Source organism: Escherichia sp. WS3063 (assembly GCF_046486595.1).
GTDB classification, from domain to species: Bacteria; Pseudomonadota; Gammaproteobacteria; order Enterobacterales; family Enterobacteriaceae; genus Escherichia; species Escherichia coli.
This window is the reverse complement of record NZ_JBJQKY010000016.1, coordinates 52348-67030: the sequence shown is the minus strand read 5'-3', so window position 1 is coordinate 67030 and position 14683 is coordinate 52348. Positions and strand designations below refer to the sequence as shown.

At 47.9% G+C, this 14683-nt stretch carries 17 protein-coding genes and 2 pseudogenes; 7 read left to right on the top strand and 12 right to left on the bottom strand.

All coding sequences use genetic code 11. From position 1 onward, the window contains the following. Positions 1 to 13: 13 nt before the first annotated feature. The 4 genes from ACJHYW_RS16010 (at position 14) to ACJHYW_RS15995 (ending at position 2260) form a co-directional block, all read left to right on the top strand. On the top strand, positions 14 to 1048 hold the full coding sequence (locus tag ACJHYW_RS16010) for a major capsid protein (RefSeq protein ID WP_061092841.1): 1035 nt from the start codon (positions 14 to 16) through the stop codon (positions 1046 to 1048). An 81-nt stretch (positions 1049 to 1129) separates the two neighbouring features. Then, positions 1130 to 1333 (top strand): hypothetical protein, encoded by a 204-nt coding sequence (locus tag ACJHYW_RS16005; RefSeq protein ID WP_061092842.1) that lies wholly within the window; start codon positions 1130 to 1132, stop codon positions 1331 to 1333. 159 nt (positions 1334 to 1492) lie between these two features. Continuing rightward, entirely contained in the window at positions 1493 to 1651 is a 159-nt protein-coding gene (locus ACJHYW_RS16000; RefSeq protein WP_163444586.1) for a hypothetical protein, read from the top strand. Positions 1652 to 1681: 30 nt separating this feature from the next. Next, on the top strand, positions 1682 to 2260 hold the full coding sequence (locus tag ACJHYW_RS15995) for a GNAT family N-acetyltransferase (RefSeq protein ID WP_061092843.1): 579 nt from the start codon (positions 1682 to 1684) through the stop codon (positions 2258 to 2260). On the opposite strand, the gene ACJHYW_RS15990 is transcribed toward ACJHYW_RS15995, so the two are convergent. After that, positions 2241 to 3446: a site-specific integrase gene (locus ACJHYW_RS15990; protein ID WP_061092844.1), complete on the bottom strand. Its 1206-nt coding sequence runs from the start codon at positions 3444 to 3446 to the stop codon at positions 2241 to 2243. The two genes, ACJHYW_RS15995 and ACJHYW_RS15990, sit on opposite strands and share 20 nt — an antisense overlap. Before the next feature lie 208 nt (positions 3447 to 3654). Beyond that, positions 3655 to 3766 (bottom strand): annotated as a pseudogene (locus tag ACJHYW_RS15985) (integrase); the annotation flags it as partial. Between the two features lie 23 nt (positions 3767 to 3789). Between ACJHYW_RS15985 and ACJHYW_RS15980 the strand changes: the two are divergent. After that, positions 3790 to 3975 carry a hypothetical protein gene (locus tag ACJHYW_RS15980; RefSeq protein WP_061092846.1) on the top strand — a complete coding sequence of 62 codons (186 nt, stop codon included), beginning with the start codon at positions 3790 to 3792 and terminating at the stop codon, positions 3973 to 3975. A gap of 214 nt (positions 3976 to 4189) precedes the next feature. Then, positions 4190 to 4804 (top strand): YagU family protein, encoded by a 615-nt coding sequence (locus ACJHYW_RS15975; RefSeq protein ID WP_001019920.1) that lies wholly within the window; start codon positions 4190 to 4192, stop codon positions 4802 to 4804. A gap of 249 nt (positions 4805 to 5053) precedes the next feature. On the opposite strand, the gene ACJHYW_RS15970 is transcribed toward ACJHYW_RS15975, so the two are convergent. The 7 genes from ACJHYW_RS15970 to ecpR form a co-directional block, all read right to left on the bottom strand. Next, on the bottom strand, positions 5054 to 5383 hold the full coding sequence (locus ACJHYW_RS15970; protein ID WP_001303809.1) for a YkgJ family cysteine cluster protein: 330 nt from the start codon (positions 5381 to 5383) through the stop codon (positions 5054 to 5056). 312 nt (positions 5384 to 5695) lie between these two features. Then, entirely contained in the window at positions 5696 to 6406 is a 711-nt protein-coding gene (gene ecpE / locus ACJHYW_RS15965; RefSeq protein ID WP_001361803.1) for a fimbrial chaperone EcpE, read from the bottom strand. Beyond that, positions 6375 to 8018, bottom strand: a complete 1644-nt coding sequence (ecpD, locus tag ACJHYW_RS15960) for a fimbrial adhesin EcpD (protein ID WP_001265646.1) — start codon at positions 8016 to 8018, stop codon at positions 6375 to 6377. The genes ecpE and ecpD overlap by 32 nt, the downstream gene beginning before the upstream one ends. Then, a complete protein-coding gene (ecpC, locus tag ACJHYW_RS15955) occupies positions 8008 to 10533 on the bottom strand; it encodes a fimbrial usher EcpC (RefSeq protein ID WP_061092847.1) in 2526 nt (841 codons plus the stop codon). The genes ecpD and ecpC overlap by 11 nt, the downstream gene beginning before the upstream one ends. Before the next feature lie 25 nt (positions 10534 to 10558). Further along, complete coding sequence (ecpB, locus tag ACJHYW_RS15950; protein ID WP_000716409.1) at positions 10559 to 11227, bottom strand: fimbrial chaperone EcpB; 669 nt, start codon at positions 11225 to 11227, stop codon at positions 10559 to 10561. A gap of 57 nt (positions 11228 to 11284) precedes the next feature. After that, complete coding sequence (ecpA, locus tag ACJHYW_RS15945) at positions 11285 to 11872, bottom strand: common pilus major fimbrillin subunit EcpA (protein ID WP_000730982.1); 588 nt, start codon at positions 11870 to 11872, stop codon at positions 11285 to 11287. Between the two features lie 74 nt (positions 11873 to 11946). Continuing rightward, positions 11947 to 12489: an ECP biosynthesis operon DNA-binding transcriptional regulator EcpR gene (gene ecpR, locus ACJHYW_RS15940; RefSeq protein WP_000389022.1), complete on the bottom strand. Its 543-nt coding sequence runs from the start codon at positions 12487 to 12489 to the stop codon at positions 11947 to 11949. Between the two features lie 875 nt (positions 12490 to 13364). Between ecpR and ACJHYW_RS15935 the strand changes: the two are divergent. Next, positions 13365 to 13539 (top strand): annotated as a pseudogene (locus ACJHYW_RS15935) (hypothetical protein). Positions 13540 to 13573: 34 nt separating this feature from the next. Here the strand turns inward: ACJHYW_RS15935 and ykgO are convergent. From ykgO to ykgR, 3 genes are all read right to left on the bottom strand, one after another. Continuing rightward, on the bottom strand, positions 13574 to 13714 hold the full coding sequence (gene ykgO, locus ACJHYW_RS15930) for a type B 50S ribosomal protein L36 (RefSeq protein ID WP_000866436.1): 141 nt from the start codon (positions 13712 to 13714) through the stop codon (positions 13574 to 13576). Next, complete coding sequence (locus tag ACJHYW_RS15925; RefSeq protein ID WP_061092848.1) at positions 13714 to 13977, bottom strand: type B 50S ribosomal protein L31; 264 nt, start codon at positions 13975 to 13977, stop codon at positions 13714 to 13716. The genes ykgO and ACJHYW_RS15925 overlap by 1 nt, the downstream gene beginning before the upstream one ends. Before the next feature lie 364 nt (positions 13978 to 14341). Next, the gene (gene ykgR, locus ACJHYW_RS15920) at positions 14342 to 14443 is read right to left on the bottom strand and encodes a small membrane protein YkgR (RefSeq protein ID WP_000662258.1); all 102 of its coding nucleotides are present in this window, start codon (positions 14441 to 14443) and stop codon (positions 14342 to 14344) included. Positions 14444 to 14683: the final 240 nt, after the last annotated feature.

Here is a 14683-nt window from a genome sequence, read left to right as displayed (position 1 = left end):
AGGAGAAGACAACATGGGACTATCAACCAATTTCAGCTACGCGGATTACACCAATACCTTTGTTAACATGGATGCAAAGAACACTTTGCTGTCCACGCTTAATGTTTTCAATGATCGACAGACTTCGGCTAGTCCAAAGGTCAGCCTTGATATCATTGATGAAGTAGCCCAGAAGGTGGCAAGCTCTGTTAATCGTTACGGCTCTGAGTGGTCCAGCATTCCTAAGCGTAGCTCTAGCAATCACCTTATCGAAGCTCCGCTTTATGCTTATCAGGACCGTATTACAGCGGCAGACGTGCAACCATACCGCAAACCAGGTTCCGACCTGCAAATGTCTGTAATGGATGCGGTCACTTCTTCTGCTGTCGCAATGCACGATAAGTACATGCGTACCCGTGAGCGGATTTTTGCTGATGCGCTTTTTCGTAATACCGTCGAAGCGACCTACACCCAGCAGCCAATCATTTCCTGGGAAGATGAATTTGGATACCAACAGGCAACCGGGACAATCAAAACCAGCGTTAGCTCTGGTGACCCACTTCGCAGCCTCGATGATGCAGTAACCGCTGCTAAAGTGCGCATGGGGGGCCTGGCTGGTCAGCTTGATGGATTTATCCTGTTTGCAGGTAGCAATGTTTATCGCGGCATTAAGTATCACCCTGATGTTCGTCAGAATGTTCAGTTCGGTGTGCTTGATCGGGATGTTCTGTTTAATAAAGAAGTGCTTCCGGCATTCTCAACATTCATCATTGAAAATGTTCGAGTGGTGGAGGTCACGGATCAGGCACTATACGGAATTGGTCCGGATGAATCCTTCCTGGTTCCACGCTTTAGCAAACCGCTGTCTTCGGATATTGCTCTGCCCTTCGGTTATGTGGCAACGGCTACCAGCCGCAATCTTGATCTGGCATTTGCTGATCCGGTTGATTTCCGTATCTGGAGCGTACAAGACAAGTTTAAGAACGTTGAGCTATTCGCGGAAAGCTCTATCTTGCCTGTTGTGTACCGCCCGGATTTCACTACACGACTGACGAACGACGCAGCGTAAGACAGCGGATTTTGGGGCTGACTATTTGGCCCCACCGTGAAGAATTGCCTGAAAAGGCGAGGCAAAGAAGAGGTGATTAGTATGAAAATTCAATTTCAGACGAATAACGGTTTCCCGTTGCTGACTGTTGCAGACGAGCGCGTTTTAGATTTTCTGAACGTTAGCGCCGTGTGTCGGTTCCTGAAGGTTCCGCGCTCCTCGTTCATGATGAACGTTGAGCAATACGGGCTTGAAAAGGCAATCAGTGAAGCCCTGCTGAAGTTAAGAAAGAATAAAAATTGTTAATATTCAATATGTTGTTGTTTGTTGTCAAAAGAATCATTGTGTTTGTTTTTCGCGCATTTACTTGACACCCTGATGTAGATTGCGTAACCTTCACATAAAACTATTGCCTGCGATGTGTTCAGGTATTGTCGGAAACCCATCTTTAACCGAGGAGGTAAAATGGCTATCACAAGTAGTATGTTTGGTCGCACCATCCTGACTGGTAAGGATGCTGAACAAATGCTCAAGCAGATGAGCAACGCTAAGCCTAACGATAAGGCTAAGCGTTCTTTAGAAAATGCTCGTCAGCTCCGCCAAAAAATGGCAAAAAAAGCATAATAAAAACTAAGGGCAGGTTGTTAAACGAAAATGGATGATGTGTTACAACCTGACCTTCAGATTCTTCCCCTAAATCATTTCCATAACCACAAACGTTTCAGCAGTGGTTCAGAAGAATTCCAACCTCTTAAATCTTTTCTTCAGAAAGATGCTTTATTATTTCAAGATGGTTGTATAGCTCAAACTTATGTTGTTGTTGATGACAACATGCGGAAGGATAAAGAAGAGCCTCTCGAAACATTCCCTCATAAAGTATTAGGTTATATAACGCTGACTTGCAGCCAAGTTAACCTTAAAGAATATGACTTAGGGGACTGTGTTCGTGCAAATACGTATGAGTACTTACCTGCCGTCAAGATTGCCCGTTTAGCTGTGGATGCAAAGTGTCGGACTGGCGGGATCGGTTCAATGCTGTTCGAATACGCCTTATTAATGTCATTGGATGATATTCGCCCTATGGTTGGGTGCAGGTTCTTGATAACCGATGCTAAGAGAAGTGCCATGGATTTTTATTATAAAAAAGGGATGGAGCTTCTTGATACGCAAGAAAATCAAGAGGCTGACCACCCCATAATGTTCATCGATCTTTTCACATTACTTGAAAACTGATCATCTCCACATACCCCGATAGCTCCCTCATCCCCGCGCCAGCGCTGTACGTTCTGAAACTCTCCGTTTTGCCTCGCTCATGGCCCACGATTAGGGCGATCCTGTCTTCTGGTACACCATGCCGATCAAGCTGGCTGATAAACATTCCTCGCAGACTATGAAACACCTTCCGCTCCGTGCCTTTCTCACCCAACGCTTTACGTTTAGCCCGTGTAAATCGCTGTGTATGCCACGTTGAGCGCTTGCCGTCTGCACGTTCGGTGATGCTGGCATGGTAGAACAGAAAGCCGTTGTGGTTGTTCTGGATGAGGTTTTTAATCAGTTTCGTCAATCGGCTATGAATTGGAACCAGGCGAGCCGCATTGCGTGTCTTACCCTCCGTCACATCGAAACACCATACCCCCTCAACGGTTTTGATATTGCTGATTTGCAGAGAGCAGATTTCGTTAAGGCGCATACCGCTATACATTCCCACTATCGCAACGGCTTTCATCTCTTCATCAAGCATCGCATACACCTTAGCCAGTTCGTCACCGCTAAAGGGTTCGTAGCTTTCTCGATCATGGCGCACGTCCAGTTTGTGGCCCGTGAATACATTGGCTTTCGGTGCGTCGTGATAGCGGTTTTGGGCTTGTGCCACTAGTTGGGACAGACAGCCAAGATAATTCGCCAGTGTCTGGCTGGCTTTCTCCTGCTTGGCGCTGTCTAACCAATCGGTGACCATAGTCCTGTTGATTTCCTGCAACTGGAAATCCTTACGCCGGAAATGAGCCGTGAAGACCTCCACCGCCTTAATGTACTTGCTCAGGGTAGACAGCTTGCGCCTGTCACTGTGTTGGACAATAAATTCATCCCGCAGTTGAACAAGGGAGGGACACACACGAGCCGTGGCGAAGTCTATCCCATTATTTTGGCTTACATGCTGGTTGATAGAGCGCAGTTCCACCAGGACGCGATCGACACTGTTACGTTGGGGTTTTGGCTTGAGTCGGTCTCTGATAGCAAAAAATTCGTGCATGACTTTGTCACGAATGATTCGGGCTTCCCTGATATCTGCCGTGCCAGTTGTACGCATGAATGCTGTTCGATTCCCAAAAAGGGAACGCATATAAGGCGGAATAGTGACCTTGACGGAGTACACCGAAGAGTTTTCTTTAACAAGGTACGCATTAGGCTTGTATTTCATCTTTCCCCCGATCTAATATTCAGGGGCAACTGTGATCAGTTGTGTCAGTTTTGCCTTTCAGGAGCAGCGCATACGGTTCGAAGAATCAATGACTTGTGAAACACGTCATTGGAATCGAAGGTCGTAGGTTCGACTCCTATTATCGGCACCATTTAAATCAATAAGTTACCTCACATTTCAGTAAACTACGTTCTCCTCTTGTGCCTTTGATTTTGCTCGCGTGCGCGGTGAAATGCCTGACTGAAAGGTGAGCATATCGACGAACCATTTCGAGAGTTTCCCATCCGCTCATTTTTAAGTGCAAGCAGGGAAACACCGGACTAAACCAATCAGCTGTTCGAAAATGGCAAGCGGATTAATATGCCATGGCGGCTTTGAGCCGCACGTATGGGGTGTGGCAAGCCTGAAGGATGTTGCTGTGCTTGTGGTGGCGTCTTTGCTGGTCTGGTTGTTGGTTAATCGCGAAAATCATTATGCCAGAGGAATACCACAGGACGTTCAGGTTTTGCATAAAAAAGCCCACCATTAAGGTGGGCAAAAGGAATGATTTATATTCTCTGAGAGAAACATTACATTTCTCCTTGTCACTTCTAACATAAAAATATGGAGAAATAATGGAGCTTATATTAATTGGCGATTAGGTAACCATGTGGTTATACAAAACAATACAGTTCTTTACATTTGTCTTGTTTTATGAATACTCCTGAAGAGGTGTACAACATAATTAAACAAACAGGGTAAATATGAATATATTTGAACAAACTCCACCGAACCGCAGACGTTATGGTCTTGCTGCATTCATTGGGCTGATTGCTGGCGTTGTTTCCGCATTTGTGAAGTGGGGGGCTGAAGTTCCATTGCCGCCACGTAGCCCGGTGGATATGTTTAATGCAGCGTGTGGTCCGGAATCATTAATCAGGGCTGCTGGGCAAATTGATTGCTCCCGTAATTTTCTCAATCCTCCGTATATTTTTCTTCGAGACTGGCTGGGGCTGACAGATCCCAATGCGGCTGTTTATACCTTTGCCGGGCATGTCTTTAACTGGGTTGGTGTTACGCACATTATCTTTTCGATAGTGTTTGCTGTCGGTTATTGTGTGGTCGCTGAAGTATTTCCAAAAATTAAACTCTGGCAGGGCTTACTGGCAGGTGCTTTAGCCCAACTTTTTGTTCATATGATTTCATTCCCTCTCATGGGACTGACGCCACCTCTGTTTGATCTCCCGTGGTATGAGAATGTTTCTGAAATTTTTGGACATTTAGTCTGGTTCTGGTCCATTGAAATTATTCGCAGAGATTTACGAAACAGAATTACTCATGAGCCAGACCCTGAGATCCCTTTAGGCTCAAACAGATAATGCATTGAATGATAAAAATGGCGCAAATACAGCGCCATTTTTATAGGTTAAAAACATTGTTTTTAACTTTCTGATGGCAGATAGCCAGTGAGTACATCGCGCTACTTCAGGATGCTGTAGATCCGGAGAACACTATAGAGGAAGAGGCATTGTTGCTGGCAGATGGAAGAAGTTTCGGGTTTTGTTATCCCTGAAAAACGAAGCCCCGCGATTATAGCTGGCGGGGCAGTGCAATTAATTATTGCATATTTATAACGGTGTCAGCCCGTATTTAGCTCTTGCACGATTGCAAGCCTCATTGACGACTCCGTTCTCACCAGACATGGCGAATTCTCTGCACGTGGAAGATCGATTTTTATATATCGTGCAGCAGGCATTTTTGCCCGGTGTTCCTGCAAGGGCAATACATCGGGGGTTTTTCTGATTGGTACCGCTCATGCATCGGTGAAAAGGGGATATTTGTTCAGTGAGCCTGGCGGGAATGGTACCGCCAGCATCGTCGGCTTCGGCCCAGTAAAAAGAGACGCGGAAAAATGCACAACAGGCACCACACGTCATGCATGGATTCAGATTGCTCATAATTCACCAGTACAGCTATAAATCGTAAAGAGAACTGCGGTACGTCGTATGCAGGGACGTATCGCGGTTGGCTGGTGTACTTTCGATAGTGTGAGTATTGAATGATTTCCAGCCGTTACCGATTTTACGTCCTAATTCGTGAAGAAACCACTCGTTAGCAGGCCGCCTGGTACCTTTCCGTGTCTCCTGAACACTGTGGTGTGCATATGAGAAAGCTCATCGTTACAGGTGACATTGACGATCGCTTCCACATCATTTAAACGATTTTTGAGTCTCTGAGGTGGAATTCTTCCCTCGTCTGATGGATAAGTCTTAGTCCGCCGAAGGGGGCTTAGCCGGACAGGAATCGCTAATCTTAATGAATTTGTCGTTATAGACCAGATAGTGATTCCCCGGCTGACGTAACTCAGGCTGATGAACCACGTCTCCCGGACGTAGATACCAGGCGTCGCCTTCCTCTTCGGTCGAATCACATCCTGGTTTAATCAGTAGCTTAAACCACGTGTTGCCGGTGTTACTTACCGTTCCTGTCACCTGGTCGAAGGACCATTTAAACTGAACCTGACGTGGTCGTACTACCAGAATGGTATCCATCACCACCACCGGCTCTGTGCTGACCTCGCCGCCGGTTGGGCTACGTCTTGTCTGGTTGCGAGTGGGGACCTCGCGAAATGAGACCCGGTAGTAGCGCTCGCGGTTATCCTGTGGACCATGATAGTAAAATTTAAAATACTCGCTCTCACCAGCCTGCAACGCCAGCTGGCGGGGGGCGAAAAGCAGTTCACCATCCACCGGTCGAGTGCGCAATTCACTGCTGCCCGGGCTATCGATAGCACTGATGGCAATACGGTATATCCGCGCGCTTTTGTTGTTATTCACTACACGTTTGCTGACAAAGTCAGTCTCGGACGGCAGCGAAAATGTCAGATTGCCGACCGAAATCGCCTGTGTCAAAGGTGCCGCCAGCATACAGACCACTGTCAGCAGGGCCTTAGTTAATGTTACGCCACGTCGCCTGAACATGAATCTCTCCTGAAGCGCTGACTTCGCCAAACCAGCCGTTATCATCTACCGTACGCAGCGAAATGGCGTTATCCATTGGAATCGAAAATTTGACTGTGGTCTTATCCATCTGCCCCACTTCGCCAGAGATATCAGTCCACGGTGTAGTCAGCCACAGCGCATCGGTCATATCCCGCCAGCTATCATCGCACCCGGCATCGTAGGTTTTTGTAGCTCCGTTGCGGGTAATAAAGGAAAGCGTCGCCGGGAACGGTACTTTCGCCTTACCGTCATCGGAGCTGAAGACACAATAGGAGCGCCCGCCAATCACCTGCGCGGGTCCGGTCACCTTGATCAGCACTTCGTCAGCAGCTGTTTTACCGCTGGTGGTTACGATATAGCCGAAATCGAGTGCCGACTCGCCGCTGCCAACATATCCCTCCCGCGACGGTGTCTGAGTATATTCATCGGAGATAATACTGATGCTGAAATCACGGGGTTTGATAATCAGCGTGTTGGAGGTAGAAAATTCATACCAGCCAGACTCCGGTGATGTGGTGTTCTGAAAGCGAAAGTTGAACAGATCTTTGGTATTGATATCGCTGATCCCGAGGTTCACCATCTGCTTAAAGAAATTGCTCGAGAAGAAAACATAGATCGAGTCTGCGCTCTTCATCTCGTTGAAGGTGTAGTAATAGGCGGTATTGCTCACCGGTTTCCATGAACTGCCATTCAGACTGAACTGCATATCGTACGCCCCGACGGCCGAGGCTAACGACGAGTTGGCGATCGCAGGGAATATATGGATTGAGGTGTTGCTGAGTCCGTTTGTTTGCAGGGTATAGTTAACCATCTTACAACTTAATCCTGAACGGCTGCCGATGGTTTGCGTCCGGCAGTCGGCGTTCCCTTCGCCCAGAGTCGGTACTCCGTCGCTGTTGATAAATACTTCCGCCAGCGAGTGGGTATTTATCAACCGTAGATTTGCTGCTTTCGTATGGGTGACGTTGCGAACATACCAGTTGCCGGAGGCCTGATCCTTACAGCGTGCGCCGCTGCTGGCGTCATAGTTCACAGAGGTCTGGCAGGCATTGATGGTCATTGTAAAGCTGCTGCCGACGGGCATTTGTTGCAGATACTGGTAAAACGCGTCTGACAACATGCCGTGCATCCATTTCGCGCCGCCGCTGGTCACCGTCGCGCCATAAAATCCACTGGCGTCGGTGGTTTGCGGCAGGATAAGACTGGTGGTCATATTACACCCTGCGTACCAGTTGATGCAGCGCAAGCCAGTTAAAGGAGATGAAACTGGTGAATTTTCCAGCCACATATCAAACTTCCAGTTGGTATAAAGGCCGGTGTTGTAACCGTTATCAATGTAGCCGAGGCTTTGCTGATAGATGGTTCCTGAACCATTGTATTTTAAACCGGTCCAGCGGTTGGCACCGGTCAGGCGCGGATCCAGCGCCCCGCCAGGAGTGACGAAAAAGTTGTCGTCTGAGTTGTTTTCGACAAACACAAACTCGCGTGCCGGAGCATCCGCCCAGGTTGTTTTGCTCACTGCCGCTCTGAGCGCGGTTGCAGGCCAGATTAGCGCAAAGATTATCATCGCTATCAGTAGGTTAACTCTCATTCTCTTCTCCTGTCTGCGTCACCGCCGCCCACGATGAGAGGCCGCTGCAGACCACATCACCGACCCAGACGGCACCGCGCGCCTGGTTGAGTTCCAGTGCCACTTCGCAGGTTTTATTGCCACTGTAGCGAAAATCGATAGTGGGGTATTTCTTATCCACGTCCATGACAAACTCGCCGTTTTCATCGGTTCGGGTTCGGCCGATATGGTTGTTAATCCGTGCGTTAGCCAGCAGTGTGCCGTCTTCCGCACGGATACGACCGGAGACGGTAACCATCTGCTTCACCTCTGGCTCAATGACAGCGACATTGCCTGGATAGAGAGTCAGATGACTTTTGCGACCGCTGACGATATCGTAACTGTCGAGTGAGTTTTTGCTGTTCTGCAACTCCACCTCATATCTTCCATAGGGAGAGAGCGGGAGATAGTTACGCTTGCCGTTAAGCGGGAAAATCCGCCCGTTGATTTTGGCGCTGATCTGACCATCGTTCTCCAGGCCAGTGTCGAATATCACCCCAGCGTTGCCATCGGTCCGCCCGCTGGCAGCGATGTTTTTACCCTGCCAGCCGACGCTGCCGTTGGCGGTCAAATTAGTATTGATGTAGCCGTCCGCCGCGCTATTGACGTTCAGCGTTCCGCTGGCGTAACGAGCGTCGAACTGTGCATACGCCCCACCGCTGAGGGTTTTGTCATCACCGGTATCGCCGGAGATGGCTCGTGACAGATTGGCACCAACAGTGCGAATGGTTCCTTCATCAAACTGTTTGCGTGCTGACAGGTTTGCCATGGTGTAGCCGTTTTGATGGGTCATCCCTGCGCTAAACCAGTTGCCCAGTGGTAGCGAGAGATCGAGAGCGATATATTTCCCTGTATTGGCGCTGCTGTCGCCGTTGTTATAGCGCTGAATACCGGCCCGCAGGCCAAGCGAACCAAAGGTACCGCTGTAGACACTTTGATAGTAATCTGCCGTGTAATAATGGCTGTTGTAGCGGCGGTCATCATTGTAGCTGATGCTGAACGTACCCAGCTTCGACCACAGTGAGTTCAGGTTGAGTGTGCCGCCGATTGCACGGTTGTCGGCATCGCTACGTCGCAATTGATTGCCAATGCGGGTTTTTTCCTGGTTAACCCACAGCGAACTGAAGCCTCCAGGTAGAGTGGCGCTGATGCTGGCGATGTTGCTCCATGAGCTGTCACTGGCCAGCATGTTTTGCAGGTTAACGTTGATCGCCCCCCCAAGCGGCAGCGTCAGACGGGTTTCACCCACCGCCTGATTATCGTATCCATATCCCGTTGCCGCCCAGCTAAACGTACTCAGTGAGCCGGAGGTCGAGGCACCTGCCAGCCAACTCTCTTTGGCTGGTCGCGTCTTTTTCCCGTTTTCCGACCAGCGATCCATATGAAAGCTACCGCCCCATATCTGCCACGCCAGCGGTGCACCGACACCACGCCCCCGGCTAAACAGCTTATTGACCCGCTGGGTGCGTTTGCTGATCACGCGACCGTTAACGATTACCTCAACTTCCACATCGTAAATACCGTACGGTAGACCCCGGGTATCCACTTCATGATTGCCCATGGTGAAGTTCTGAACGCTTAGTAGTCGCCCATCACGGGTGAGATGTACTTCGCCCGCCGCCGGTAAAAAGGCGATCACTGGCGTGGCCGATTGGCTGCTGTCGAAGATGGTGGAGCTGGCCTGGTTTCCCCAGGAAAGGCCGTAAATCTTCCCTGCTGAAATGGCGGTCATCGGCCCTAAGGACTGCAAGTTCCAGGTGTCGAGCATTCCACCGGCAAATCGGTGACCAGCAAAATCGCGTTCATACATCGCTTTATATAATTCACTGTCCTGTTGACCGCTACCAATCCCGTACAGTGAGCCGTCGAGCACCACATGATGTTCGCGCAGTGCAGTAACGTTATTCAGCGACAGATAGCTGGATGTGTTGCTCCCGCCGTTACGCAACTGGTTGTTATAGACGCCGAAGTTATAGCTCAGATTACTGCTGAGGGTGTTAACACTGGACTGCCCGATGTCTTCGCTACGTGAGCGTAGTACAGTGCCCAGCGCTTCGCGCTTGACCACCAGCTGCAGCAGCAGTTGGCGCAAGCTGAGATCCAGCTGCGCGTTGTCAGTCAGGGGGATGGTAAGGGCCTCATTGAACGGGGCGTTCGCCAGAGCCATCAGCTGCTGTCGAGTTTGTTCGCTGACACTGGCGTTATCTTCACTCTCTTCCAGCTGTATTTTCCGGATGCGTAGCTGTCCATCATCCAACCAGATAAAAGCGCTGCCGATTCGCTGATCGTCCTGGCGACCCTGGCTACCGGCGAGATGAATATAGAGCGGGACGCTCATGCCGTCCTGGAGCGCCTGACTGAAGGCCTGCGGAATAATCACCCCACCTATTTGCTGCGCACTTATGTCAGCAGCGCTGGCATCGGGCTGAACGAACAAAAAGACCATGCCGAAGGCAAACTGGGCTTTCAGTCCTGGGGAGAACCGTCGTAAAGGCATTGTCGTTATCCATCTGCACAGCTATCTATTTCACGGGAATGAACTTATCACCCTGCCAAAGTGCAACCCGTCCTTTGTTATCCGCCGTGTCCACGCGGGTAAAACGACGCGACTTGCCCGGCATCAGGTAGTAATTCTCTTTACACTCTTTACCATTGGCGGCTTTCAGGCAGGGGCCGTAGGCGAGGATCCGCAGCGTCGCATTTCCTGTATTTGTCAGGGAGCCGTTGGCGTACTGAAAGTGGTAGTTTGCCTGGCGGGGTGCGACGACCAGAATGGTGCCGATGCGGGCGGAAGCAGTGGCCACAGCGCTGCGGTTGGCATTATCGCGCTGCGCATCACTGAGGGCCTGATCAAACCAGACAATGCGGTAGTAGCGCTCTTTTTCATCTGCGGGTCCCTTATAGAAGAAGCGGATCACTTCGCTGGCTTGGGCGGGTAGCAGCAAGCTAGCGGGAGTGAGTAGCAACTCATCCGGCTTGTCCATTGAGATAACCTGCCCGTCGTCAAGCGGTGAAGAGAGCCGTTCGAGACGGATATTGATGAGGCGACCACTGTCGGTACTGTTTTTGATCGTTTTGCTCAGCGTGCTGCTGTCACTGTTCATAAACGATGATATATCGCCGACATCCAGCGCCTGGGCCGGAGATATTCCGGATAACAGCAAAGCGAGAGGCAGAAGGTGCTTTTTCATAACAATTCCGTCCAGGAATAAAGCAGGGGGGCTACCCCTGCTGGTACATCAGAGAGATTAACTGGTCCAGGTCGCGTCGAACTGTACGCTAACGTCGCCGCTCCAGATGCCTTCCGGTAGAGTGCTGTAATCGGTTACTGCGGTGGTACCATTGGTGGTGCCGCTGATGATGGAGAAAGTGAAACCATCCTGTGCGGTGGTACGATTGCTGGCATTGTAACCGTTAGCCAGCGGGCTAAGGTTGCCGCCCAGTACGCCGTTGGCGGTATCGATCATCACGGTATCGCCAGTTTTTTCGACTGCCGCGCCGTTATAATCCACGCCCACATTCAGTGTGGAACCTGAGGTATCCAACTGGGTTAAGGTGTTGGTGATAAGACGTGAGGTCAGTTTAAAGGCGGTAGCCGTTGAGTCACCCTCGATAGCCACGTCAAATAGACCTTTCTGTGAGTTAAAACCTTTAATGCCTTCGGCATACTGGAACGCCAGGCTACCGAGTGGCGTCACAACCAGCTTACTGGTGGTGTCTTTTTTGGCTGTTGCTGACCAGGTCGCTACAGCCTGAGCTGTTACGTCAGCAGCCTGCGCCACACCTGTACCGGTAAACACCGTTACCAGAGCTATTGCCAGAACCTTTTTTTTCATTGCTTTTCTTCCCGAGTTGAATTGAGGACATGAAGTCCCGGTGAGTCATTTTTTAAAACTAACTTGCCTGGAGTTTACTGAACCAACTTATATAATTTTGAGTACAGCTTGGCCTCTGCATTACGCCGATGGGTATACACTGTCTTTACACTACAATTTTCAATTCTGGCAATCGATTTAGGCAGCATTCCCTGAGCCGTCATGCGGATAATTTCCATTTCCCGGTCAGTGATTTTATCTTTCTTAATATCTTTTCTCAGGAACCTGCCATTAATCACATAGGCCAGTTCTTTTCTAATATCACGACTCAGTCCAGCGTATACCACGCCCCTAATATTGCTGTTGTAATACCAATAATTTGCTAAGGCTTCTGACTTTCTGGCCGCAATCAATACGACCTGTTTCCCCTTTACCGCGGATAACCACTCATTATCACGGTTTATAAACTCAGTTAAAGAATCCGTATTGAGATTGATAAACACGAAATCTTTTCTGATTTTCTCCAGCGATAGATAAATTAATCTGTCGATATCCACAATCAGTTCAGATAGTCCTTTATAGAAGTAGGCGTCATGGGGAGACCAGATGTATTTATCAGAACGGTTTTGACATTCCATATGGTTTTTAACCTCATAGTCCCTGCTGTAATCATTTTGCCATGTCACTACTTTCCAAACCTGTAATTTTTACAGGTACATTCAGTTTCTTTAGTAAATCGGAAGTAAATAAGATACGTAGCACATATCAATATAGGTTAAACGAGATTAAGTTTTAATTATTTCGATTAGGTTTAAATTTATGTTTTTTTCCTGATGAGTGTCAATATGTGAACAGAAAATGAATTCCATGGTTAAGTCAATATTTACAAAAAATGAAAATATTGCTTTTTTGATAAGAAGAAAAAGACATTCAGTTTCATAAGGTTATTGGCAATATAACGTTCAATTCTTACTTGCATTTTATATTAGCCAGGAACTTTGCCCTGAGGTGTTAGGAATAGTCTTAATGTGTTGTGTAATGGACTAGTAAAAAAACAAGTTTAAATGATAAGAAATAGAATATAAAACTATCATGAGTCATAATTAAAGATGATTTGCCAATCAGTAAGGTGTTTTAATGGGTTAACATGCCGCACAAAATGGTTATGGGTGTTCACTCCAATAAGTGATGAAAAATTAAACAGGTGTAAGTGCGTCATCATGTCCGGTAAGCCCCCTAAGAGCCAAATTAAGTGAAGTTAAACGAAGACTGCCAGTTGTCACAGGAACGATGGCCTCTTTGCCAGGGCACTGCATTCAGTCATCTGTGCGCGTTACTCTAACTGGCACTCGAACGTCGGCGATGGGGTTACCGATGGATCTGGCCGTTCCTGTGGCGTAAACGTTTTTATGTCAGTACCAACAGATTTACCACATTTATCATCTTAACAGTTTGAGTGTAAATGCAGGCTGCGTCGCAAAGGGAGGAAACTGAGTGACGTGTTCAGTCTAAAATAGAGTTGATGCCAGCATACAGGGCGAAGCTGGTCAACAAGTCAACATTAATATAATGGAATATTCGGAGAGAAACGTCAGGCAGTTGACCTTAAATGAACAGGAAGATACATCCCCAGGAAAATTAATGCTGGTGTAATAAATACACCAACATTAATCCGGTCTGATTATTAATCAGACAAATATCGTTAATTCGTCGAATTTTAAATCAACGTTTTTTCTTACGACCCTGAACGGCCTTAAAACGTGGATTAGATTTACAAATCACATACAGCCGTCCTTTTCGCTTCACAATCTGACAGTCTGGATGGCGTTCTTTTGCGGTACGCAGAGAGTTAAGGACTTTCATCATGCCCCCTTTTTCGTGCTAACAAAACGACCAAAACGTTGGGTGAACCGTGCAACATTTCCTTCTGATGCCACTGTTCTCAGCTTCCCTGTATAGAACGGGTGCGATTTCGAAGAGACATCAATTGTTACGTACGGATACGTTACGCCATCCAGCTCAATCTCACGGTCTGTTTTGATAGTCGAGCCGATTTTAAAGTACTCATCAACAATGGTGTCGTGGAACACCACAGTACGATACTCAGGATGGATATTGGGTTTCATCATTTTTACCTGTTATGTTATAACATAACCATAAAGATACATGCTCATCCGGATCATTTCAACACCCAATCCCTGTGACTATTTGTGGGATGTGGAATTTCCGCAACGGGGAAGTCTGGCATTGTTAGCAGCCATTGGCTACGCTCCCATAAACGCCTGGATGAGTGATTGATGATGGTTTCGCTGAGAGTATGGATTTTTCGAGAATGGAGGCTATCTCCACTTTACTGGCCGATGATTTATCGCAGTTTGATTGATTACCTGACAGCGTATATTCCTCTCCCACGGATATAATAATTACTTACAAAAAAGGGAGAGGATGCATATTTTAAATATCACTGAAGTGAACAGTTTATTGCCGTTATTAATAGAAATGGAGAAATAAATAGGCGTATTCTACAATTGCGACAAAAACAACGATATTAATCAGTTTATGACTGATTTGCTGTACTTTATTCTCTTTCATTGGTACTTCCTCGCTTTAAAAAAGAGTGCACTTCGTAAGTGCCCTTATATAAATAACGAGTTTGGTCAACCAATTTTTTGACATGTATCACAAATTTGAATAGATGTATTACATCGGCTATCTTTTATTGCACCAACGTCATTGATATATGTCGCCTGAAGTCAGTTCCGGGAATGAGTCTGATCTCAAGATTGGCCCAGCCCTGGCGTTGATTGGCGCTGAGGAGCATATCGCATCTCA